Origin of the sequence: Gloeocapsopsis crepidinum LEGE 06123, assembly GCF_015207655.1 — a bacterium.
GTDB lineage: Bacteria > Cyanobacteriota > Cyanobacteriia > Cyanobacteriales > Chroococcidiopsidaceae > Gloeocapsopsis > Gloeocapsopsis crepidinum.
The window spans coordinates 35,254-57,618 of the sequence record NZ_JADEWN010000035.1 but is presented as its reverse complement, the minus strand read 5'-3'; the positions used below and the strand labels follow the sequence as shown (position 1 = coordinate 57,618).

Genomic DNA, 22,365 nt, shown 5'->3' with positions numbered 1-22,365 from the left:
CTGATTGAGGTGTCACCTTGTGTGTATGCCTTAACTATTTTTTCTCGCAAGTCGAGCGAGTACGGTTTCATTAGACTTCATTTGTGTACTCCTCTTACTGTACCTCATAAACTTGCAATAGGCTGTAACATAAATCCTTATCAAGGCTTGAAACTCAGCTATTTAATTTAAAGCTTTTGTAAATACATTCTTTTAATTAACATAAATCCTTGTCAAAAAATGAAACTTTTATGCACATTTCTCAAGAAAGAATCGATCTAATCAAATTTTAATTAAGATAAATACTTATCAAGGCTTGAAACGCTACAGACCCATGTTTTGAGTAGAATAAACTTACTTAAAATAAATCTTTTTCAACCATTAAAATCAGGAATTGACGTTATACTTTGGTAGGCTTTTATTTGTAATTAATAATATTATTTTATGCATATTTTTGTTGAATCCGTAGAGGTTCGTTGAGCATTCACTCAAACTCTTATCTGTACAGATTTCTTTTTGTGAGGCTCTTAAGCTAGCTAAGGTGCGCAGGTAAAAGCGCGATCGCAACGATCACGAAAAAGAGCAAAGCAGAAACAGTTTCTAGCATTGCAACATTTTGAATTCGAGTGGTTCGATACCATTCTCGCCGTACCAGAATCAAGCCAAACTTGAGCAGCACTATGCCAAAAGCGATCGCAGCGATGGGAGTCAGCCAGCCGATGTACCAGAGAACCCCAACAATCACACTTGCGATCGCATGATAAATTACTCCTGGAACGAGCGATGCCGTTTTAGGTTTGCGCAGTTTCACGGTAAAAATGGCACTGCTAAAAAACAGCGTGTTTAAGAGCCACAAACCCAGTAGCGAAACCACCCAAGTTCCGGTTGTCGCAATATAGGCAAAAGAGGCAGCAAGGCAAACAGCAGCAAAAGTAAGTAGTTCATTCATTACCGATTTCTGCTGCCGATAAAAAACCGAAATTGCATCAATCGCAAAAGCCGCGATCGCACCTAGATATAACCATACTAATACAGGCGTTTGCAGGTACAAATAAACCGCAAGGCTTAATGCTATTCCAGTGTAAATTCCGCCCCAAACAAGAAATCGGGGTTTCCAACTGCGCCGTTGTTTAATTTGCAATACCAACGGATGCTCTGCCTGAAATCCGGCAAAAGCACAAATCAGTGCTAGCGTTGTTGCTAACGTCCACTGTTGCGCGGCTGCCGCTCCTGTCAGAAATGACACAAATAGCACGACATAGACTCCATGCTCTGGTGAAAATGTAGGACGATACCAGACTGGAGCATGAGAAAATAATGATTGGGACTGAGAAGCAGAATTTTCTTGGATAGAGTTGGGTTGCGAAGGCGTCATTGACATATCTCCTAAATATTCTCGGCATTCACAAAATTGAAAACCAGTCAATCTCTAAACCAAACCTACGAAATCAATTCTCACGCCTTAAATTACAAATAACACTGTCAAGGTAGTTCAGTCGATCTAGCAACAAAGCTGCCAATCGCTTGGAATGTTCGCAAACTCATCGACGCAACCAGCGCTGTGATGCTTAGGCACCTTCTGCCTGTCTAGACAAGGACTCCCAAGCTATGCAGAATACCCAGGAGTTTGAACAGCATCCGAATCTGTTATGTCAGGATTTATTAATTTATTTAGCATAATTGGATGATTGCGCAGTCATTTTGTAAAATTGAATACAGAAATATTTAAATTGAATTCCCCAGTTCGCTGTAGGGAGATTTTATTAAGTTTTAATGGATTTAAGACGGAGAACAAGCATGTCGCTTCAATCAACCAATCCAATTTGTCTTCCAGCACCTGCACCCTTAAGTGCGATCGCTTCTGGCTGGAATCCAGTTTGCCAGATCACTTACACGCGCGACACTTGGGTTAAGCTACTGCAATCGCCGAGTGAATACGCATTTGACGAAGCTAAGTTGCTCTGTCAAGAGTCTCCAGATACTTGGCTCGCCTGGGTACCAGATCATGGTGAGGTTGTTCTCGACAGAAGCGATTTCTATTGTTGATTGAAAAAATGAAATTGGTTGATAGCAATGAATACCGAGTCAGTTATCGATTGGGATGAAATGTTTGAGTATCTACCAGGAACGATTGTAGAACTCAAAAACAATCCAGGCGTTCTGCATCGGATTGACTACTATGAAGCTATGATGGTACCTCCGATTTGGTTAGTCGATGATCCGCGTCCGCGTTACCCCAGTGAGTTGCGGATTGTGTCGCGTCGAGAAGTACAAAGCTGTGAATTAGAGCCACAAACATCATTAGTGTAAAGATGGAAGGCGTAAGTAGGCTTCCAACACGAAAGCCAGGTTGCCTTGCGTTGTTTTCTGACAGGTATTAGGCGATCGCTACAAAGCTCAAATCATATTTAAGGCAACGTTAAAACTGAGCTACCTCAATAAAAGAATTAAAAATGTTTGTCAGACTATAAACAATCACTAAAGTTTAACGGTTAGGAAAGTTATGCCAGCACTACAACGGACTGCATCAGCGACTTGGAATGGCACTGTGAAAGAAGGGCAAGGTCAAATTAGTGCAGCAAGTGGAGTATTGCTCAATATTCCCTACAGCTTCGCTACGCGGTTTGAGAATGAACAAGGAACCAATCCAGAAGAACTGATTGCCGCTGCTCATGCTGCGTGTTACAGTATGGCACTGACACTGACGCTTAACGAAAAAGGATATCAGCCCCAACAGGTTCAAACCCAGGCTACCTGTACTATTGAATCGCAGGATGGAGGCTTCAAAATCACGAAGATGCAGTTAGAAACACAAGGTCAGCTATCAGGTATTGATGCTGAAACATTCAATCGAATTGCGCAGGAAGCTGAACAGATTTGTCCTGTTTCTAATGCATTACGAGGTAGTGTAGCGATCAACTTAAAAGCTTCTCTCCAGTAAAAATTTTACGTACTTTCAAGCGATTAGACCTCCTGCATGAAAAGAATTGCAAATAAATTCGCTACTAGATAAACCCTGTCCACCTGCACAGACTTACTCATAAAACTCAACAGACGCGCCCACTTTGTTTAGGTAGCTCCGAAGAAAGTCGAAGGGCATCTGTGATGCATGCATAACACAGTTGAGTTCAAGGCTTCGATAGAGTTTGAAACCCTGAACTAGAATAAGCCCTTTCGTTGAAATAATTTTTCTAAGGCACCTCAATCGGAATCATAGTGTTTTCTGGCAAGTAACTGCGGAAACTACCTTCATCTGCCAACATTAAAACCAATCGTAACGGATAATCTGGAGGCATTTGTAAATCAGCCCACGGAACGGCAACTTCCAAACATTTATTCAATGCTACAGTAGCGCGACTGTAACGCGGATGCCATTGATGGTGTTCTCCAGCCTCTTGAAAATGAACTGACTGAGTGAGCAAGTTAATTTCTAGCTGGTGATGATACAAATAGTTTACCGGAGCTTCATTCGGAATATCATCTAGTGGCACTGGGCTGTTGTGCATTGTGCGATCGGGATAAAACCAGAGTAAATGTAACTCTGAAGGCAAGTCACGCCCTGGTTGTACGCCCTGTTTTAAATCTACTCGCAGGTAGAAATTCAAGTGATCTACCCCATACCACAATCGCTGGATTGCACTGCTTTTGTGCATTGTTCCTCGCGCCCCGCCAACTTCTAAACGTCCAGCACGATCCCAGTCTTGCTCATCACCCATACCATCAATCACAGGATGAATAAAACCTTGGGGACGATGATCGGCTTGAACTTTGTGAGATTCTACAGGTAAGCGCAGATACGGCGGAATCGGTTCATTTAGTGCTTGATAAATTCCGCACAAATGTTCGCGAAATAGTTGGTCAAAAATAGCATCTTGGTTTGAAGTATGACCTTCACCAAACCACCAAAACCAATCAGAACCTTCAGCCGCATACAAAGCTTCCCACGCTTCAGGGTTATTTTCTTCGGTTGCTTCGGGATGTTTGGCAAGGACAGCCCTAGCTTCAGCTAGCATATCCCAAGCACGATTCTTAGCAGGATCGCCGATCCACGTTGTAAAGCTACCATCTACCCAGGAACCACTGTGTAATTGTTCTCCTGGAATTGTTGCTATTGGAGGGAATTTTTCAAGAAATTCCGAGACAGTGACAAGTTTGATGTGAGGATGATCGCTGAGAGTTTGATACAAATTCTCTAAGAACGGCTTACCATCTTGCGGATAAAATTCCCAACAGTTCTCGCCATCAAGCGCGATTGTGACTAACCACGGCTGTTCAGGTTGACGGTGTTTGTGCGAGTGCGCGATCGCTTCTAAGTGTCCGACTAAATCTGTCGCTGCTTGCTTAGAAGGCATTGAACCGTACGTAAAACCAATTAAATCTGATAAGCGGTGATCGCGAAAGACAATCGATAAATCACCTGCTGGAGTTTCTAAACGATACGGACGATACAGCAATTCGGGTTCGCACACGTTTCCTGCACCATCACGGTGGAAAAAGTGATGCAGTGTCCAGCCTAGTACAGCTTCGTCAGATATGATCCAGTTGAATCCTTGTTTAACGATATAAGGCAAAATTTCAGAACTCACCGATTGTTCGGAAGGCCATAATCCACGAGGTTCTCGCCCAAAGCGGTTTTGATACAATTCCCATGCTTTATACAAGTGCCGAGGAATATCTTCTGCCCATTGAAAGCGATGTTGGGGCAATGTCATATTGGGTACAGCGACACGTCCCGAATCAGTATCCGCGAGTAAAGGCAAAATTGGGTGCGTGTAAGGCGTTGTGGTGACTTCCAACTGCCCAGCGTCTTGCATATCTCGGTGTTGGGGGATAATTCTACCCAAGATGTCGCGCTGCTTAGAATAGATCCGCTGGCGATCGCTTAAAGTAAAATTCCGACCTTGTTGTAACCATGCTGCGATTTCTGGATCGTCCCAAAACAACGGATCGATCCACGCTAAATTATGCCACGCTAGTAAATCGCTATAATCTTGCAACTGCCAGTTTTCTAAACACCACGCTTTGCCTTGTTCTTGTTTTTGGTGGTACAACTGGGCATAACGTGGATGCGGATCAATTAGTGTGTGGTGATTCGCATCAAAAAAATGTTCAATAATAAACTGTTTTTGTTGTTGAGAGAGTTGCTCAGTTGGCGTCAAGCTGACAGCTAAATACGGGTCAAACGCCGTGCCATTGATATAATCTTCGAGTTGCAAAATCAACGAAGGTACTAAGTTTACCGTTTGATGCAACTTCGGATAGCGTGCTAACAGTAAGACTAAATCTAAATAATCTTTTGTGCCATGCAGCCGTACCCAAGGTAGTCGGTATTGACTGTGTGCAGATAATGAAATGCTGCTATCTCGACCTTTGTACAGAGGCTGGTGTTGATGCCAAACAAATGCAACGTATAGAGGATGCGCCATAAGCTAAGGGCTAGAGGCTAGGTATTACTAGGTTTACCAGGTAAGCCAGAAAAACTATGATATTTTCTTAACCACTTTATCCTAATTTACCTTCCTAGTCCCTAGTCCCTTTTACCTATTAACTACAGAACTTGCTCAACTTCAGCAATCTCTGGAATCATTTCCCGTAAACGGCGCTCAATTCCCATTCTCAGCGTCATTGTTGAGCTAGGACAACTACCACAGGCTCCTTGAAGCCGTAATTTGACAATAGGACCATCGAGTTCTACTAACTCTACATTACCGCCATCAGACATCAGGTAAGGACGCAATTCATCCAGAACTGTTTCTACGTTATTTGTTGTCAGTTCCATTAATCTAGACCTCGTTCAGCTTGCAAATGTTGATAAGTTGATCCTAGATCTAATTTATGCGATCGCGGAGCGTGGGCTTGGCGCGATCGCGGATACACCCACTAGTTCATTCATGCCTCTACAGCTACTGGTTCGAGCAACTTAATATTTGAAAAATTGAATTCTGTTGTAGTCCGTTTGCCATTCTCATACGAGTGCACAACCTGCTTGGTCATGACATAGTAGTCACCGACTTTCTCGTAAGTATCTTCAAAATTCAAAACTCTCATCACGTCGTTTGTTTGCGGATTGCGAAATACAGCATCATAGCGCGATGCAACATAACCTTTTCCAGTATCTAAGCTTTCGTGAGTATCAATCACAAACGCCATACGCCCCATAACGCGGCTCACTTGGCAAATTTCTGTACCGCGAATTTTGTAGTTAGACCCCATTGAATCGCCCTTCACTAGGATCTCAACAGCACCTGAAGAGTCAGTTTCACCTAGATTGAATTCGTGCTTGCTATGCGACTGCTCAAAACTAGAGCGCTTGCGATGCGTGACAATATCTCGCAGTTGCGTGTAGACACTCTCTTGCACTTCTTCATTGTCAATCCCAGTGACTTCCACACTCCAATCCTGATTGATGCGTACGTGACCTGTGTAGACTTCAGAACCTTGCTTTAACTCTACATCAGCACTATATCCAGGAAAGTTTTCATCCCAGGTATAGCGATTCTCGTAAGCAGTTTTAAATATTTCAGTGGCACTTAATTGCTGTGTCATGTAATCATTCTGACTGACTTCAACTGTACTATTATCTCTTGTTTGAGGAGTGGGGGGCGAGTGATTAGTGGCTAGTGAAAGAGTTTTGAATTTTGAGTTTCGGAAAGCGCTCATAGTTGGGAGGCATTTATGATTAGTAATCAGTTTTGAGTTTTGTTCGCGTCAGCGTGCCGGAGGCAATTATTTTAAGTTTTGAATTTTGAATTAGAAGAACTCTCTTAAACTCATAACTCTCTTTTTAATCAACTCTCCCAGTTTCCTATTGCCCATTACCTAAAACCAAGAGAATCTGACTAATCGTATTCAGTAGTTGGAGATAAAGACTCTGATGTAGCTTGTGATGTACCAGATTGCTGTAATCGTAGTGCCTCTTGCGCTGAAACGCCTTCACTTGCGGAGCCAATGTACCACAATGCAGCTGCGGCTTCTGCACGAGTTACCGTTTTTTTGGGTTGAAACAGCGTCGTATAGCCAAAAACGCGGCGAATGTTTGAGCGATCGCTATTTTGAAAATCTGCTAAGACGGCTTGTAATGCTCTTGGTTCAATCTTTGCTGCATCTTGAAAACCCCACGTTTGCTGTACTGCCTCTACTGAAGCATTAGGGAGTGAGGAGCGCGTATCTAGCGGAACTTTCCATAGAATCATTTGTTCTCGCGTTAGCGGTGCATCAGGGCGAAATAGCACGGTTGTTGAACTACCTGAGAGCGGACTAGGAATTAAACCTGCTTCTGCTAAACCTTGAATAATTGGGAAATCTGCATCGGATGACGGTACATCTTGAAATGCTGGTTGGGCAGAAGAAGATGCCTCGCGAATTTGTTGCGCAGGGCTACTAGCATAAAATTGGTTATTTGCAGTAACTAACCAACGCGCATACTCTCGCCGCATTACAGTTTTACTTGGTTCAAATTGAGTTGTAGGAGCACTACTTTTAGATGTTGCTTGCAGTGGCAGCACACCTAATGCTATTAAGTCTTGGAGATACTGACGTAATTCTTGTGGCGCTTGGTTAGTATCGTTGAAAGTTTGTGGAGTATTTGTCTGTTGACCCGTGCTATCTACAGATTGTGCTGTTTGCTCGTTTTGCTGTGATGGGACTGGACCAATAAAATCTGCATCTCCTGGTTGTGGTACGTTGTCTGTCTCAGCCGATATTGATGGACTAGCTGCAGCCGTGGTATCGCGAGTGTATTGTATTGTGAATTCTGTATTTCCTGCTAAGTTTGACTCAGCAGTACTACTTTGATTGGTTGTTGCCGGAATCGCGAGTGTAACGCGCAACCCGTTTTGCTGTGCTTCTAATATTCCCTCTTGAGTTGACTGACTTACATCCCAATTATTTGTCTGAAGCTCATTTTGATAAAAGCTTTGAACAGCATTCATTGGGTCAGAAGTTGTCCAGCGCGTTGTTGATTGTGTAACTTCCTGCAGTTGAGCATTAGGATAACGCGGAATTTCTGGTGGAAAGTCTGCTGGTAGCTGAATATTGGGATTTGGAGTAGGTTGATTTCTATTGTTATTACCTGTACTAAAGGCGATCGCAGGGTTATTCTCCAATCTAGGATCTGCAGCTAACATCTGCTCTAGACTTCTGCTAGATTGACTATTCGCACAGGCACTTACAGATGCCAATAACACAGCTATACTAGCTACTCGGAAAAAGCATCTTGATGTCAACACAGTCGTTCAGAGAAGATACCGTCACTTCTTACGCTAACGTAATTTTTTGAGAGTTGCTGACACTGCTTATGAAGAAGGTTATGGATGACTAGCTGGACAATATTTTTTTGTATATGTTTCTACTAAATCAGGGAGATTTTGATGAGATGGTAGATGAGTTATGGAAAACTTGCGCTCTGCCTAGTATCCAAAAGACAAAATAAATATTAAATTTAAGTATAAGATATTAGCAAGCTTAACCTGTTTCCTGTGCTGCAACAAAATTTCATGCAGGTTTTTCCTCAAAAGCTTAGTGATTCTCGCGCACCGCTTCAGCTATTGCTGTTTGTTGATGAACGTTCCGGTTCTCAGCAACAGAATCAGCAAATATATCACTACCTCAAAGAGTTACAAGAAAAATATGTATTTGAACTTCAAAGTATTGACGTTGGCGAGCAACCATATTTCGCAGAACACTTTAAATTAGTTGCTACACCAGCACTGATTAAAATTTATCCAGAACCACGGCAAACTTTAGCTGGCAGCAATTTAATTGCCCAACTACAATCTTGGTGGCCGCGTTGGCAACAAGCGATCGCAGAGAAACTAGAGAATAACAGCAAATCAGCAGATATCATATCATCACAAGATGGTATGCGCTCAATTGCCGATTCAGCAGAAGCAATGCTGATGGCAGACGAAATTTTTAGCTTAAAACGCGAACAAGAAAAGTTATTAGAACAGCTACACTTTAAAGAACAAATCATTGCTATGTTGGCACACGATTTGCGAAATCCTCTTACTGCTGTATCGATTGCTCTTGAGACTCTAGAAACAAATTTAAATCCACGTCAAGGACAACCTCAACTCACACCAAATTTAATAGCGCAGTTATTGAAGCAAGCGCGGACACAAGCAAAGTCAATTGATAAAATGATTGCTGGGTTGTTGCAAGCGGCACGCGGAACCGCAGCTGAATTAAACATTCAGCCACAAAAATTAGAGTTAAAGCAACTGTGTCATGATGTGCTTACGCAATTAAGCGATCGCGCGAACGACAAAAATCAGAAAGTAGAAACTGATATTCCTCACGATCTACCACGTATTTATGCCGATCAAGAAAGAGTTCGCCAAGTTTTAATCAATTTATTGGATAATGCAATCAAATACACGCCAACAAATGGCACCATACGAGTTTCTGCGCTACATCGCACAACTCAAAAAATTCAATTGAGTATTTGTGACACAGGTCCTGGAATTCCTGAAGAAAATCGCGATCGCATCTTTGAAAACCATTTTCGCTTAGAAAGAGACCAAGCAAAAGATGGCTATGGAATTGGTCTTTGTCTGTGCCAGCGAATTATTAGAGCACACTATGGTCAAATTTGGGTAGATTGCCCACCCACAGGTGGCTCTTGCTTTCACTTCACGCTACCAGTTTATCCAACTTGAAGATGTTTTCTCAAACTGAAACTAGCTTCTTGTTTGGGAGTATCTTTTAATGGCAGCAATAATTTGAGTATTAGCTGTAGGGAAAGAATACTGCTCAATTTCGTTTAAACTGACCCAGAGAACTTCGTCGCATTCAATTGGCATTGGCTCACCAGATAGATGCTTGCACAAATGTACTGTTAAAGTCACTTGTAAGTGTGGGTAAGTGTAGTCAATTGTAATTAAATGTTCGCCAACGTCAATTTCGATTCCTAATTCTTCTTTAATTTCTCTTCTAATACACTCTTCCACCGTTTCTCCTGGCTCAATCTTACCACCAGGAAATTCCCAGAGTCCCCCCAACTTTCCTTCTGGACGACGGCGATCTATCAGAATTTGTTTTTGGTCATTCCAAACAACAGCAACACCGATAATTTTATGCGGAACTATCACCCAGAAACCTCTTAATGGAGTTATCGAGCGTACAGATATATAGTCATCTATTCAGCTACTACTAGCAATAGTATCTGTTGAGTTTTGAATACTGGTAATCTCTCTGCCAAAATTATATAACTCGGCTGAGCGAGATGTTTGCTTGCCGAGTTCATTGTTAGTTAGATATGCATGTAATACATGCTGCAGCGATGTTCGATGTAACATAGTACAATCATAGTAGCTATTCATGTGCTGAGTTACTGGCTTCAGCTGCTTGCAGAGATTTCTCGAACAGCATCCTTTGCTCTGCGTTACGTAAGAAATAACCACTCATCATGGCTGACGCTAGCAGACGCCCTAGATTCTCGCGGGTTGTTGTAATGCTAACGTTGAAATTTTCTGGAGGCAAATTTCCTAAAAGTCCGATAATATTGCGTTCCATAATTTGAAACACTTCCCCAGAAGTAGGTTTAGAGAGTTGATTAACGGATTCTGGACTTAGCCCTTGAACATACTGCCATAATAGACCGCTGTTCTCTTCGCCATCAAAAAATCTTGAAGCTTGGTTAGATACGTCGCTCACTGTGTACCTCCGGTTTAGCTATAGTCTATTCTCAATTGAGAGGCTTGACTATGCTGTTTAAAAATTGAACTAACTATCGTTTTCTTCTGCAAACTAATGTAACAAGCTCTAATGCTTGCTGTTGTTGGTGAAACCGAACACAACGGTGACGGATTCTCTCACCCTGGGAAGACAAGGGTAGGCGGGTATGAGGGTAGTAAAGAACAATAATTAAATCTCCTACACTCCCACATTCCGACTCTTTCACCAGCCACTAACCACTCACTCCTACTAGCTTGCTAAGTACTGATCCATATCAGCTTTGCGTTTGCGCAGCTTTGTGAGGGCTTCACGCTCAATTTGGCGAACACGTTCGCGACTAATATTAAGGCGATCGCCAATTTTTGCTAGTGTCATTGATTGTCCATCGACTAGACCAAAACGGAGTGACAATACCTCACGTTGCTGTGGCGTCAGATCCGCCATCATCTGTTCAATGTCAGTAGACATACACGATTGCAGCACAAAATCTTCTGGAGAAACGCCGGTATCTTCTAACAACTCTCCGAGTTCTGTATCGTGATTATCTCCTACACGTAGGTCTAAAGATAATGGTAGTCGCGCCCGTTCTAAATATTCTCTTACCTGTTTGGGAGTTAACTCCAGTTCGGTGGCTAACTCGGAAATGGTAGCAGCACGTCCTAGTTGCTGAGATAGCTGTCGCTGTGCTTTTTTGATTTTATTCAGCTTCTCGGTGATGTGAATTGGTAGCCGAATTGTTCGACCTTTTTCTGCGATCGCCCGCGTAATTGCTTGACGAATCCACCAGTAAGCATACGTTGAAAACCGATATCCCTTTGTTGGGTCAAACTTTTCTACACCACGCTGCATCCCAATGGTTCCTTCTTGAATTAAGTCCAACAAGTCCACGTTACGCTTGATGTATTTTTTAGCTACCGACACAACTAGTCGGAGATTTGCCTCTACCATTTTTCGTTTAGCAATTTCTCCTAAAGCGATCGTCTTGCTAATTTCAGCAGGCTCTATCCCTGCAGTTGCAGCCCACTCTTCTATGGTCGGTTCTCGGTTTAACTCGACACTGAGAGTCTCTTTAATTTCTTGCAGGGCAGTTGAGCGCTGCACTTGTTTGCCATACAATATTTCTTGCTCGTGGGTTAAAAGTGGTACACGACCAATTTCTCGCAGATAAGTCCGCACGAGGTCTGTGGCTGTCTGAGCAGTCTTCATGGCACTACGCTAGTAAATTGATAATCAAAGGTTTGGCGAGATGGTGCGATCATTGACTGGCAACTTTTGTGCAAAGTCACACTCAACAAAGATTAAATGATTGTTGATGATGAACAACTTAAGTGTTTGACCCCAAAATTTGACCTTGGAAACGATAACTCCAGACAAAGTAGCTAAAACTTGTCTTGTCACCACTTCATTAAATTTAAATACTCCTATGTTAACTATTGTAACCTTTATTAGTCCAGTGTTGCTAATTTTCAGTGTTTGAACTCCAAGGGTAACTGCTAAATTCTTACGCTGCTGTTGTACTCCCCACCGATCTAATAGCTGAACTGAGTTACTACAAAGTTAGTCTGACTGATTTTTTTCTACAGCCTAACTACTAATCGTTCTCACAATTGCATCTTGGAAAACAAAACGTTGTAAAGTTTGATTTAATTTTTCGCTAGTTGTACTTAGAATGTTTATTTTAATGCAGGAATTGAGTTTTCTGCCGTAAATTTGGTTTAGATACATTTTTTTACATTTTAGTAGTTAAAAATGAGAGTTATGATATATATGTATTTTTAGTTACCTTGTTTTTACTTACTTATAGCCTGTTAATGACGAGATCAGTTGAGATTCGTAGAGTTTTTGAATTACATAAAGTACTACTACACCTAAAATACTGAAGTTAAATAATACAGCAGAATTTAGAAAGACTTCTTGAAACTTCTAAACTCTTTATATCTTTAGGGAAGATATTTCATAATACTAAATGTTGCAACAAGCCATAGACTAGGTAAAACTTATGGTAATTCGACAAAAGGATGCGACAGCTTAGTTCTCCAAACCTTTATCAACCGAGTGTTGTGTAGTCCCCTGAGATAGGTAAATTTAGAATTACAGCCAAGCCGCCGCAGTATAAATAGAGTACACAGCCCTTCGCTTCAGCTACATATACCCATTCTTACCTAGCACTGATGTAATCTTGAATTGCCTTCACACTCAAAGGCGTTGCTTGTAAAGAACGGATAGCCGCAGCAGTTGCTTTAGCACCAGCGATTGTCGTGATGATTGGAATTTTGTAAGCTAGTGCCGTGCGACGAATTAGGCGGGCGTCAGTTTGGGCTTCCTCGCCAGAGGGAGTATTGATAATCAATTGAATTTGTTGATTCTTAATTGAATCTAGAACATTCGGGCGTCCCTCATGAAGCTTCAGAATTAATTCAACCTCTAAACCATGCTCTTTGAGAACCCGCCGCGTACCGTCAGTCGCAACAACTGTAAAACCTAAATCGATGAAATCTTTGACAACCGGGACAACAAGTGTCTTGTCGCGATCGCTCATTGAGACAAACACCGTACCCTGACGCGGTAGTGTTTCGCCAGCGCCTAATTCTGCTTTAGCAAAGGCTTTACCAAAATCACTGTCAATGCCCATAACTTCACCAGTCGAGCGCATTTCTGGTCCTAAAATTGTGTCTGTACCAGGAAACTTATTAAATGGCAGTACAGCTTCTTTCACTGCGATGTGATTTGGCAAAGGTTCCTGCGTAAAATTAAGTGATTCTAATGTTTCGCCCGACATAATCAACGATGCCATTTTTGCCAGGGGAATACCTGTTGTCTTAGACACAAAAGGAATCGTCCGCGAAGCACGGGGATTCGCTTCTAGGATATAAACTTGAGGATTATAACCGTGAGCACCGACAACCGCGAATTGAATGTTCATTAATCCAATTACTTGGAGTCGCTGCGCTAGTTGAACAGTCCAAGTCCGGATTTTATTTAATACCGAAGATGGTAGCGAAATTGCTGGTAAAGAACACGCTGAATCACCTGAGTGAATTCCTGCTTGTTCAATGTGTTCCATAATTCCGCCAATGACAACTTTACCTGTGCTGTCGGCGATCGCATCGACATCGACTTCAATCGCATTTTCGAGAAACTTGTCGATTAAAATCGGGTGATCTGGCTCTACTTGTACCGCAAATGTCATGTAGCGTTCGAGATCTGTATCCGAGTAAACTATTTCCATCGCCCGTCCGCCTAACACGTAACTTGGGCGCACAACAACCGGATAACCAATGCGACTAGCGATCGCCAGGGCATCTTGATAACTGCGTGCAATTCCATTCGGTGGTTGGGCAATATCTAACTCGTTTAATATCTTCTCAAACCGTTCGCGATCTTCAGCAGTATCGATTGAATCGGGAGAAGTTCCCCAAATCCGAGTCGGAAGCGATTCTTTGACTTCTGGGCGGTTTAAATATTCCTGTAACGGTACTGCTAACTTAAGTGGTGTTTGTCCGCCAAATTGAATGATGACTCCTACAGGAGTTTCTGCCTCAATGATATTTAATACATCTTCTTTGGTGAGCGGTTCAAAGTAAAGGCGATCGCTCGTATCGTAGTCAGTCGAGACGGTTTCGGGGTTTGAGTTAACCATAATTGTTTCAAACCCTGCAGCTTTGAGCGCATAGCTAGCATGACAACAGCAATAATCAAACTCAATACCTTGTCCAATGCGGTTAGGACCACCACCTAGAATCATTACCTTTTGTTTATCCGACGGTTGAACTTCGGATTCTTCTTCGTAGGTGGAGTAGTGGTAAGGAGTATACGCTTCAAATTCTGCTGCACAGGTATCTACTGTTTTGTAGACAGGAATGACACTGAGTCTTTTACGATACTCGCGTACCGCATCTTCGGTTGTTTTCGTTGCAAACGCAATTTGGCGATCGCTAAATCCCTGACGCTTAACTCCATAGAGTTGCTCTTTTGTCAACTTCTCCAAGGGCGTCCGCTTAAGAAATTTCTCTGTGTCGAGCAACTGTTGCATTTTATCTAAGAACCAGGGATCAATCCCCGTCAGTTCGTAAATATCTTCAGTACTTAGCCCAAGCTGCATGGCATGACGTACTGCAAAAATTCGTTCAGGGTTTGGCGTGCGTAATTGAGCGCGAATTTGTTCGCCACTAGGAAGTTTTTCAGAGCGATCGCATCCCCAGCCAGCACGTCCAGTTTCGAGCGATCGCAAGGCTTTTTGGAACGATTCTTGAAATGTTCTGCCAATTGCCATTGCCTCGCCTACCGACTTCATTTGAGTCGTTAGTACAGGTTCAGAACCAGGGAATTTTTCAAAGGCAAACCGAGGAATTTTAGTGACTACATAGTCAATTGTCGGTTCAAACGACGCTGGAGTTTTCTTGGTGATGTCGTTTTTGATTTCATCTAGCGTGTAGCCGACGGCTAGTTTTGCGGCAAATTTAGCGATCGGGAAACCTGTAGCTTTAGACGCCAAAGCTGAACTGCGTGAGACGCGGGGATTCATCTCAATCACAATGACATCTCCATCAACCGGATTCACCGCAAATTGAATATTCGAACCGCCTGTTTCTACGCCAATTTCACGAATAATCTGAATCGAAGCATCGCGGAGGCGCTGGTACTCTTTGTCTGTAAGCGTTTGGGCAGGAGCAACCGTAATTGAATCTCCGGTGTGAATTCCCATCGGATCGAGGTTTTCGATTGAGCAAATAATCACGACATTATCTGCCAAGTCGCGCATCACTTCGAGTTCGTATTCTTTCCAGCCTAATAGCGATTGTTCAATCAAAATTTGGGAAACTGGACTGGCATCAATTCCCCCTTGTGCCATTGTTTCAAACTCTTCTTGGTTGTATGAGATACCACCACCAGTACCACCCATTGTAAAAGCAGGGCGAATAATCAGGGGATAGCTACCAATTGTGAGCGCGATCGCTCTTGCTTCATCAACTGTAGAAGCAATACCGGAGGGACACACACCCACTCCGATTTTCTCCATTGCCTGTTTAAATAGTTGTCGATCTTCAGCTTTTTCGATTGCAGGTAGCTTCGCACCAATGAGTTCAACGCCATACTTTTCCAAAACTCCGTTCTTTGACAAAGCCACAGCAATATTGAGCGCAGTCTGACCGCCCATTGTTGGTAGCAAAGCTTCAGGGCGCTCTTTGGCAATAATTTTCTCGACAATTTCCGGTGTCAGCGGTTCAATATACGTCCTGTCCGCTGTTTCCGGATCAGTCATAATCGTCGCCGGATTTGAGTTCACCAGCACCACCTGATATCCTTCTTCGCGGAGTGCTTTACAGGCTTGCGTACCGGAGTAATCAAACTCGCAAGCTTGTCCAATCACAATTGGACCGGAGCCAAGCAATAGAATTTTATGGATATCGTCGCGGCGGGGCATAGTCTTTCTACCTAGAGAAGGAATTTTTGAATCCTGATTATTTTAAGCGGCAATGCCCCTATTAATTGTGGTTTATTTAGCAAGTTTTCCAAGATTTGATGACTTAACTAGGGGTTAGGGGAGCAAGGGAGTTCTGAATTATGAGTGTTGAGTGCTGAGTTAAGAAATTCTTTTAATTCAAAACTCAAAACTCAAAACTCAAAACTCAAAACTAACCACTAGTTACTATTACCGTTACCTATAAATCCTAATGTGAGACTGTCATGAGCCAAGAAGTGAGCTAAGTGATATGCTCTTTCTTCGGTTTCTAGAAGGATTTTTTCGTAAAGGTGACGTGTAGCGCGATCGCCTAGACTTTCAGCTTGGGCTGCTTGGCGGCGAATCAAACCGATCATTGCCTGTTCTGCAGCTAAGTCGTGTTCTACCATTTGGCGACAAGAGAAGACGCCATCGGGTTCTTGTTCAAAGCAGCATAGTTCAGCCAACTTACTAAATGTTGCAGCGGGGACGCCGCCAATACCATCGAGACGTTCGCCGACATCATGGACGTGTTCTTGAACTTCGTCGTAGCTTTCGTTGAAGAATTGATGCAGTTGATAAAATTCTGCGCCTTCGACGACGAAGTGGTGCTTTTGATATTGGATATACAAAGCCTGGAAGCTAGCTAAGGCAGCGTTTAAGCCCTCGCAAATTGGCTCTGTTACTGAGCGATCTAGCAGGACGGGGTTATCGTAAACCTGCCCAAAATTACGTAATACGGTTTGAGCTTCAGCCATATTTCTCCTCTCTTTTTGAGCATTGTATTGCAGGAATAAGTCTGCTCAACGTAGCATCCAGTACCATTCTAATTCGCTATAACGGCTGCGATCATTGCGATCGCTTTACTTTAGCGTTTACAAAGGCTTCACATACCACCTATTTTGCTTTTCTTTTGCAAAAGTTTTGAGAATTATTCGCAGTTAATGTATTCTAGATTTAAAGTTAAATTTTCCTGCGTTACATAACAAAGGAAATCTGCTGCAATCGGTTGGGTTCATTTAATTTAATGGAGCTTTATGGAGGAAGTTGTCTTGGGGTCAGGGGCTAGGCTGAATGTTGGCGAGATGGTGGAGGTGAACTGTCTAGATAAGTGGCAAATTTACCAACGACTACAAGAGCTGGCAATTCCTTGTTGGTGTGCCACTAGTCAACCATTACGAGTTCATATTATTGATGTCCACAGTGCCATTCAACTTTGGAGTGTATCAAGACAATTCAAAATGTCTCGTCATGATTTAATCTACTGGCTAGAGTGCTGCTGGGAACAAGATTTTTAAGACAAATTGAATAAAAGGTAAAGAAATATGGGTAAATCAAAGAGTAAAAAAGTATCAGAATTTACATTGGAAGGACGCTTTTTGAATTTCATTTTAGAGGATGGCTACAAGCTAAAATATCTGCGTGTAGCAAGCGCCGAGGGTGAATACTGGATTAAACCTTGCAAAGAACTACGGCAGCAAGAGTTACAATTAATACCAGGTGATTGGGTACAAGTACTAGGCGAACGCAAGCTCGACTTAAAAACTGGCAAACTAAAACTCAAAGCTGCACAAGTCACGCGTACAACACCTCAAGCGCCAGAAAACGCAGTTTCTCCAAAAGTTGCACCAAGTAAAAAGAAAACAAGTATTCTGGTTTGTCAAAAGTCTAGCTGTATGAAACGGGGCGGTACAGGGGTTTGTCAAGCATTACAGGCGACGTTGAGCGATCGCGGTTTAGAAAACGAAGTCGCCATCAAAGGTACAGGTTGCCTTAAACAATGTAAAGCAGGTCCTAATATTGTCATGCCCGATAAAACCCGTTACAGCCGCATCCAAGCAGCAGAAATTCCTGAAGTTATTGACCGACACTTTACAACTTCCTGTGAAAATGTACCAGAAGCAGAACTAGAGCCAGTTTCACTGAATGCAACAGAGCAATTGATATCTGCTAATTGAGAAAGAATAACAAGTAGTTGAGAAGAGGCTAATTCAGATTAATTTTCAGTTTAAATTTATAGTTTAAGAGCGCAAAAACGCTTTTGATTCTGTATTGGTGACGCGATCGCTCGTCATCTGTAATGGTGTGGTGCGTAATATCAGGCTTATCGCTCGATTGGCACATTAGGAAGACGGCTTCATTCGTTCCACGACCCGTCATAATTTCGGACGTGAGGATAGCCCAATAAGTATTTCAGAACGAACCAAGTATAGGCAGACCGTCCACCAATCGCACAATAAGGAAATACTTCTTTATCAGGTGTGATGCCTTGGCTAGTATAAAGTGCGTGTAACTCTTCGACTGATTTAAACGTTCCATCTTCATTGAGCATGAGAGTATGCTCAAGATGGACAGCACCTGGAATATGACCGCCGCGTTCTGTACCTTCTGGCGGCTGCATCATGAAAATTTCGCCGCGATACTCTGGAGAAGTACGGACATCAAGTAACACGCAATCTGTCCAGTTTAGAGAAGCTTGAACTTCTGGCAGTAGAACTCGCAAATGAACATCAGGAGATTTGGCAGAGTACTGAGTCGGCGTGACGTTTAGATAAATCAGTTGCGAGTGGGCAACCTTCCGCCACCCATTTCTGATAGCCGCCGTTGAGAACATACACGCGATCGTGTCCAAATAGTTTTAAAAGCCAAAAGATCCAAGCTTCTGTGCCAGGATAACTACCGTAGGCAATTACAGTTGTATCATTAGAAATTCCCGATCGCGCCAGCAATTTTTCGATAGCGGTTGGATCTAGATTCATCCGAAGGTTGGGTAGCAACAAATCTGTAAAAATATTCCAGAAAACTGTACCAGGAATGTGAGCATTTTTGTATGGCTCTGAACTCGTATTAACTTTAACTACACGCACCGTCGGATCGTTGAGATGATTCATCAGCCATTGCGTATCGACTAAAACTTCAGGGTGAGCATATTGAGACATTGCTTTTTCCTATCATCACGCTTAGCTAAGATTAGGAGAGGTTAAGTAGCATCGCCTAATCCTCGATCGAGTACACTTTTTGTCACTGCCAGCATGACAAGTTCCTTACAGCTTTTATTTGCAGCAATCAATGAAGCTAAGGATGAGCAAGATCTGCGATCGCCTAAAATCCAAAGCCGTTCTGAACCTTGATTTTGCTGACGCGCAAGCTGTAATTCTTCTTCAGAAGGTAACTCATCGTCATAAATGCTTACGTCACAATCAGAATACTCATCACACAGTTCTTCTGCAACTGAACCTGCGACCATTGCAGCTTTAGTTTTTGGGTTAGCGATATACGCTTTGACATTGCGTTTTGCTAATTCTAAAAGATATTGATTTCTATCGTTCATGGATCTTCATGTCTTGAGGCAGGGTATAAATCCATGATGCAGGATTAAATTTTACAAAGTAGTCCACGAAGGTGGACTTTGTGTATTTAGCAGCGAATTGATGCGCACTCGCTTACCGACCGACAACAAGTATCCAAATCATTGTGGTTAAGGCGATCGCACCTAAATGTTGCGGTAAAAGCAGACGTAACGGCTGACGGGTAATTTTGTGTGTCAACACTATTGTTAACAGTACAGAAAAAACTAACGTGACTCCTTGTAAAAATGCAGTGACAGCAGGATGCGCTATGACAATTGGCATTCCTTGAGTGCTATAGCCAAAAGTTGCTAACGTTACCGGAACAATCCTGCCAGCCTCTCCCAAACCTAAACGTAGGTAGTGTGCCAGATTTCCACCTAACACAAGAGGCAAATAACCATAAGCTATCTCTGTAAATGGTTTAGGTTTAGGAACGAAATTAGATTTGGTTTGTTTGATAAACTTGCTGAACAAATACAATAGCTGCATCAAACCGTATACCGATAGTGCAGCGATCGCTGGAATAACTAAAGCAGTTAACGATACTCCTAAATGTGGTAAAAACTGCGTCAAATCTAGATGCCATCCTAGAGTAGCTTGCAACTCTGGTAAACGATGCAAAAATACTCCACCAAAGAGCAAAAACAACAACGCTACTTCATAAGAACGGGGTACGTGTGTTGTCCATAATTCAATTCCAGGAGGACGCAAGTTAACTTCAACCGAACGGTGCGGACAAGCTTTCAAACACGTCATGCACAGTACACAATCGCGGTTATCTTCAAGTTGTGCAGGGTGCGAGTACAAGGGACACCCATTCGTTTCCATTCCTTCACCCTTTTGCGGACCACCTTTGTAACACTGATATGTTGTACACTCCGCCGAACAAGTGCCCTGTTGCGCCCGCAATTCAATCATTGATAATTTAGCAAATAGCCCATTCATTCCTCCAATGGGACAGAGGTAGCGACACCAAAATCGACGCTCAAAAATTGCCGAGAAAATCATCGCCCCAGCAGTAATTAACAATAGCAAGCAACTAGAGAGATAAGCTGTATCTTCTAAATTCCAAAGTTCTTCCCACAAGAAAATTAAGGTAAATAATCCAAATAAAAACCATCCACCCCATTTTTCTGCTTGATGTCGCGGCCATGATTTTAATTGTCGCGGAAATAGCCATAGCGAGAGCTTTTGTGTTATTTCTCCGTAAATCATGAAGGGACAAAAGGCACACCAAATTCGTCCGAGAAACGGAAATCCAAGTAATATTAAAGGCCACCACCATGCCCAAAACATATTTAAGGCAAAGTTCTCACTACGATGTTGCGGACCAACGAAGAGGACAATGACAACGACAGCAAAAAACCATAGAGTAAAGCCGTAATTAATCCTGTCTGGATACCAAGGACTACGCAGAAATCGTCGCAATCCAGAATACATATTTAAAAGATTGACACGGAATTGTTTTTTCTTCGTTTGGGCTGACCAAAAAATTTCTTCAGTAAGTTCTGATCCTCCCGCTGATTGAATAATGGCTCTTTCTACTAAGCTTTGTAGTTCTTGCAGATTACCAGGAAAATCATAGGATTGTAAGCGGCGTAGCGCCTCTGGAGTAATTCTTGGTTTGGAAATGCCTTGACTGCGACTGTAGAGACTAATGTAATACTCAGCTTGAGCTTTAATATCAGTTTTACGTACTCGTAGTGGGGGAACTTTGATAATTTGACCAGCGCAGCGCTCTATTATAGACTGAGTCCTTTCAGAAATCATCAAAATCCGAGCATGAGAAGTCCGAGTTGCAGGAGTAGGTTCTCCTGAACGACTTACTGGAGTGTATGTACCTGTTTTGAGTAGTTGTACTAACGAAGGAACTAACTCCACAGGGAGATCTTGAATATTATTGAGAACAAGTGTGCCATCTCCCAGCCATTCGAGTAATCCGACTTTACCACTTGCGCGACCGAATAAGTCTGCACCACTCGATTGAAGAATACTACAGTTAAGTTTGATAATTGGTTGTTTACGCTGCGGAGAACCGAAGTGAATCAAAGCCGCAATGTTATCTTTCTCTAATCCTGGTTCGCCAAAAATTAACACTGACTTGCGTTCTATGCTAGCTTCGCGAATTACTGCACGTAGACGCACTGCATAGCGACTTGTCCCTACAATACCGCGTTGTGCTTTGGTAACTAAATAAGGACGCAGCGCTTGGGAACGTTCTTGTTCGTAAGAAAGTGCTGAGGTAAGTTGTGCGACTTCTTGGATAAGTTGACGCGAAAACACTTGTGTAATTTCTGGATGTCGCGCCACAATTTGTTTGAATTGCGCTGCCGGAATAACCCAAAAGTGACTTTCACTAAGAGTTTTAATAGTACGTTGTGCAGGTTGGTCTAACAAGAGTTCCTGGAGATGAACAACTGATCCAGGAAGAAAACTACACGCTGCTGCTAAATTGCTTTGATGAGTGGGGTAGCTTTCGAGTTTGCCTTGTTTAAGAATATAGAGTGCTTCTGGAGGCGTGTCTTCTGTGACGAGAGGATGATTTTCTGGTAAAGTTACTTCTTCAAGAACTTGCGCGATCGCTTCCAATACTTCAGCAGAAAGAATTCCTAAAGCCGTTCGTTCTTGTAGCCATATCGCGGTGTCTGGAGATGTCATTGGCGATTCCCCGATAATGCGGCTTACTTATGTATTATGAACTAAACACGAGCGATCGCGCTGACAAACGTTGCATTTTATGAAACATAGCTATGACTGCAGCAGATCTTCCAAATTTGTGGGTTCCTTTATTACTCTTAAGTTTAATCGTCGGTGCTGCGATTTTCTTTAGCCTAGTTAAGTAAAACATAGAAATACCACAGCTATATCCGCAAAATAGCCGTGGTAGTGAGCAATTGCAAGGAAATGCGACACCTA

General features: G+C 42.6%; 20 protein-coding genes. 6 read left to right on the top strand and 14 right to left on the bottom strand.

What is annotated here, in order from left to right:
• Window positions 1–511 precede the first annotated feature (511 nt).
• A complete protein-coding gene (locus tag IQ230_RS14850) occupies window positions 512–1,354 on the bottom strand; it encodes a YwiC-like family protein (protein ID WP_193932733.1) in 843 nt (280 codons plus the stop codon).
• A gap of 422 nt (window positions 1,355–1,776) precedes the next feature.
• On the opposite strand from IQ230_RS14850, the gene IQ230_RS14845 reads away from it, so the two are divergent.
• The 3 genes from IQ230_RS14845 to IQ230_RS14835 all read left to right on the top strand — a co-directional run bounded on the left by IQ230_RS14845 (window position 1,777) and on the right by IQ230_RS14835 (window position 2,920).
• On the top strand, window positions 1,777–2,025 hold the full coding sequence (locus tag IQ230_RS14845; protein ID WP_193932732.1) for a hypothetical protein: 249 nt from the start codon (window positions 1,777–1,779) through the stop codon (window positions 2,023–2,025).
• Between the two features lie 27 nt (window positions 2,026–2,052).
• A complete protein-coding gene (locus IQ230_RS14840) occupies window positions 2,053–2,289 on the top strand; it encodes a hypothetical protein (protein WP_193932731.1) in 237 nt (78 codons plus the stop codon).
• 193 nt (window positions 2,290–2,482) lie between these two features.
• Window positions 2,483–2,920, top strand: coding sequence for an OsmC family protein (locus IQ230_RS14835; protein WP_193932730.1), 438 nt, complete (start codon window positions 2,483–2,485; stop codon window positions 2,918–2,920).
• 250 nt (window positions 2,921–3,170) lie between these two features.
• Here the strand turns inward: IQ230_RS14835 and IQ230_RS14830 are convergent, their stop codons facing one another.
• From IQ230_RS14830 to IQ230_RS14815, 4 genes are all read right to left on the bottom strand, one after another.
• Window positions 3,171–5,405, bottom strand: a complete 2,235-nt coding sequence (locus IQ230_RS14830; protein ID WP_193932729.1) for a glycoside hydrolase — start codon at window positions 5,403–5,405, stop codon at window positions 3,171–3,173.
• 122 nt (window positions 5,406–5,527) lie between these two features.
• Entirely contained in the window at window positions 5,528–5,758 is a 231-nt protein-coding gene (locus IQ230_RS14825) for a NifU family protein (RefSeq protein WP_193932728.1), read from the bottom strand.
• Between the two features lie 110 nt (window positions 5,759–5,868).
• Entirely contained in the window at window positions 5,869–6,525 is a 657-nt protein-coding gene (locus IQ230_RS14820) for a DUF3386 domain-containing protein (RefSeq protein WP_193932727.1), read from the bottom strand.
• A 293-nt stretch (window positions 6,526–6,818) separates the two neighbouring features.
• Entirely contained in the window at window positions 6,819–8,105 is a 1,287-nt protein-coding gene (locus IQ230_RS14815; RefSeq protein ID WP_193932726.1) for an S-layer homology domain-containing protein, read from the bottom strand.
• Between the two features lie 369 nt (window positions 8,106–8,474).
• On the opposite strand from IQ230_RS14815, the gene IQ230_RS14810 reads away from it, so the two are divergent.
• Window positions 8,475–9,638, top strand: coding sequence for a histidine kinase (locus IQ230_RS14810; protein WP_228054959.1), 1,164 nt, complete (start codon window positions 8,475–8,477; stop codon window positions 9,636–9,638).
• Between the two features lie 21 nt (window positions 9,639–9,659).
• On the opposite strand, the gene mutT is transcribed toward IQ230_RS14810, so the two are convergent.
• The 5 genes from mutT to dpsA all read right to left on the bottom strand — a co-directional run bounded on the left by mutT (window position 9,660) and on the right by dpsA (window position 16,857).
• A complete protein-coding gene (gene mutT / locus IQ230_RS14805; protein WP_193932724.1) occupies window positions 9,660–10,070 on the bottom strand; it encodes an 8-oxo-dGTP diphosphatase MutT in 411 nt (136 codons plus the stop codon).
• A gap of 223 nt (window positions 10,071–10,293) precedes the next feature.
• Window positions 10,294–10,635: a DUF760 domain-containing protein gene (locus IQ230_RS14800; RefSeq protein WP_099703863.1), complete on the bottom strand. Its 342-nt coding sequence runs from the start codon at window positions 10,633–10,635 to the stop codon at window positions 10,294–10,296.
• A gap of 270 nt (window positions 10,636–10,905) precedes the next feature.
• Window positions 10,906–11,862, bottom strand: coding sequence for an RNA polymerase sigma factor, RpoD/SigA family (locus IQ230_RS14795; protein ID WP_193932723.1), 957 nt, complete (start codon window positions 11,860–11,862; stop codon window positions 10,906–10,908).
• A gap of 952 nt (window positions 11,863–12,814) precedes the next feature.
• Entirely contained in the window at window positions 12,815–16,081 is a 3,267-nt protein-coding gene (gene carB, locus IQ230_RS14790; RefSeq protein ID WP_193932722.1) for a carbamoyl-phosphate synthase large subunit, read from the bottom strand.
• A 218-nt stretch (window positions 16,082–16,299) separates the two neighbouring features.
• Window positions 16,300–16,857, bottom strand: a complete 558-nt coding sequence (gene dpsA, locus IQ230_RS14785) for a DNA starvation/stress protection protein DpsA (RefSeq protein ID WP_193932721.1) — start codon at window positions 16,855–16,857, stop codon at window positions 16,300–16,302.
• Window positions 16,858–17,136: 279 nt separating this feature from the next.
• Between dpsA and IQ230_RS14780 the strand changes: the two genes are divergently transcribed.
• Entirely contained in the window at window positions 17,137–17,397 is a 261-nt protein-coding gene (locus tag IQ230_RS14780) for an Asr1405/Asl0597 family protein (protein WP_193932720.1), read from the top strand.
• A 27-nt stretch (window positions 17,398–17,424) separates the two neighbouring features.
• Window positions 17,425–18,057, top strand: a complete 633-nt coding sequence (locus tag IQ230_RS14775; protein WP_193932719.1) for a (2Fe-2S) ferredoxin domain-containing protein — start codon at window positions 17,425–17,427, stop codon at window positions 18,055–18,057.
• 179 nt (window positions 18,058–18,236) lie between these two features.
• Here the strand turns inward: IQ230_RS14775 and IQ230_RS26715 are convergent, their stop codons facing one another.
• The 4 genes from IQ230_RS26715 to IQ230_RS14760 form a co-directional block, all read right to left on the bottom strand.
• On the bottom strand, window positions 18,237–18,602 hold the full coding sequence (locus IQ230_RS26715) for a sulfurtransferase (RefSeq protein ID WP_228054957.1): 366 nt from the start codon (window positions 18,600–18,602) through the stop codon (window positions 18,237–18,239).
• 7 nt (window positions 18,603–18,609) lie between these two features.
• On the bottom strand, window positions 18,610–19,038 hold the full coding sequence (locus IQ230_RS26710; protein WP_228054955.1) for a rhodanese-like domain-containing protein: 429 nt from the start codon (window positions 19,036–19,038) through the stop codon (window positions 18,610–18,612).
• 41 nt (window positions 19,039–19,079) lie between these two features.
• A complete protein-coding gene (locus IQ230_RS14765) occupies window positions 19,080–19,430 on the bottom strand; it encodes a hypothetical protein (protein WP_228054953.1) in 351 nt (116 codons plus the stop codon).
• A gap of 112 nt (window positions 19,431–19,542) precedes the next feature.
• Complete coding sequence (locus IQ230_RS14760; RefSeq protein WP_193932718.1) at window positions 19,543–22,107, bottom strand: AAA-type ATPase lid domain-containing protein; 2,565 nt, start codon at window positions 22,105–22,107, stop codon at window positions 19,543–19,545.
• Window positions 22,108–22,365: the final 258 nt, after the last annotated feature.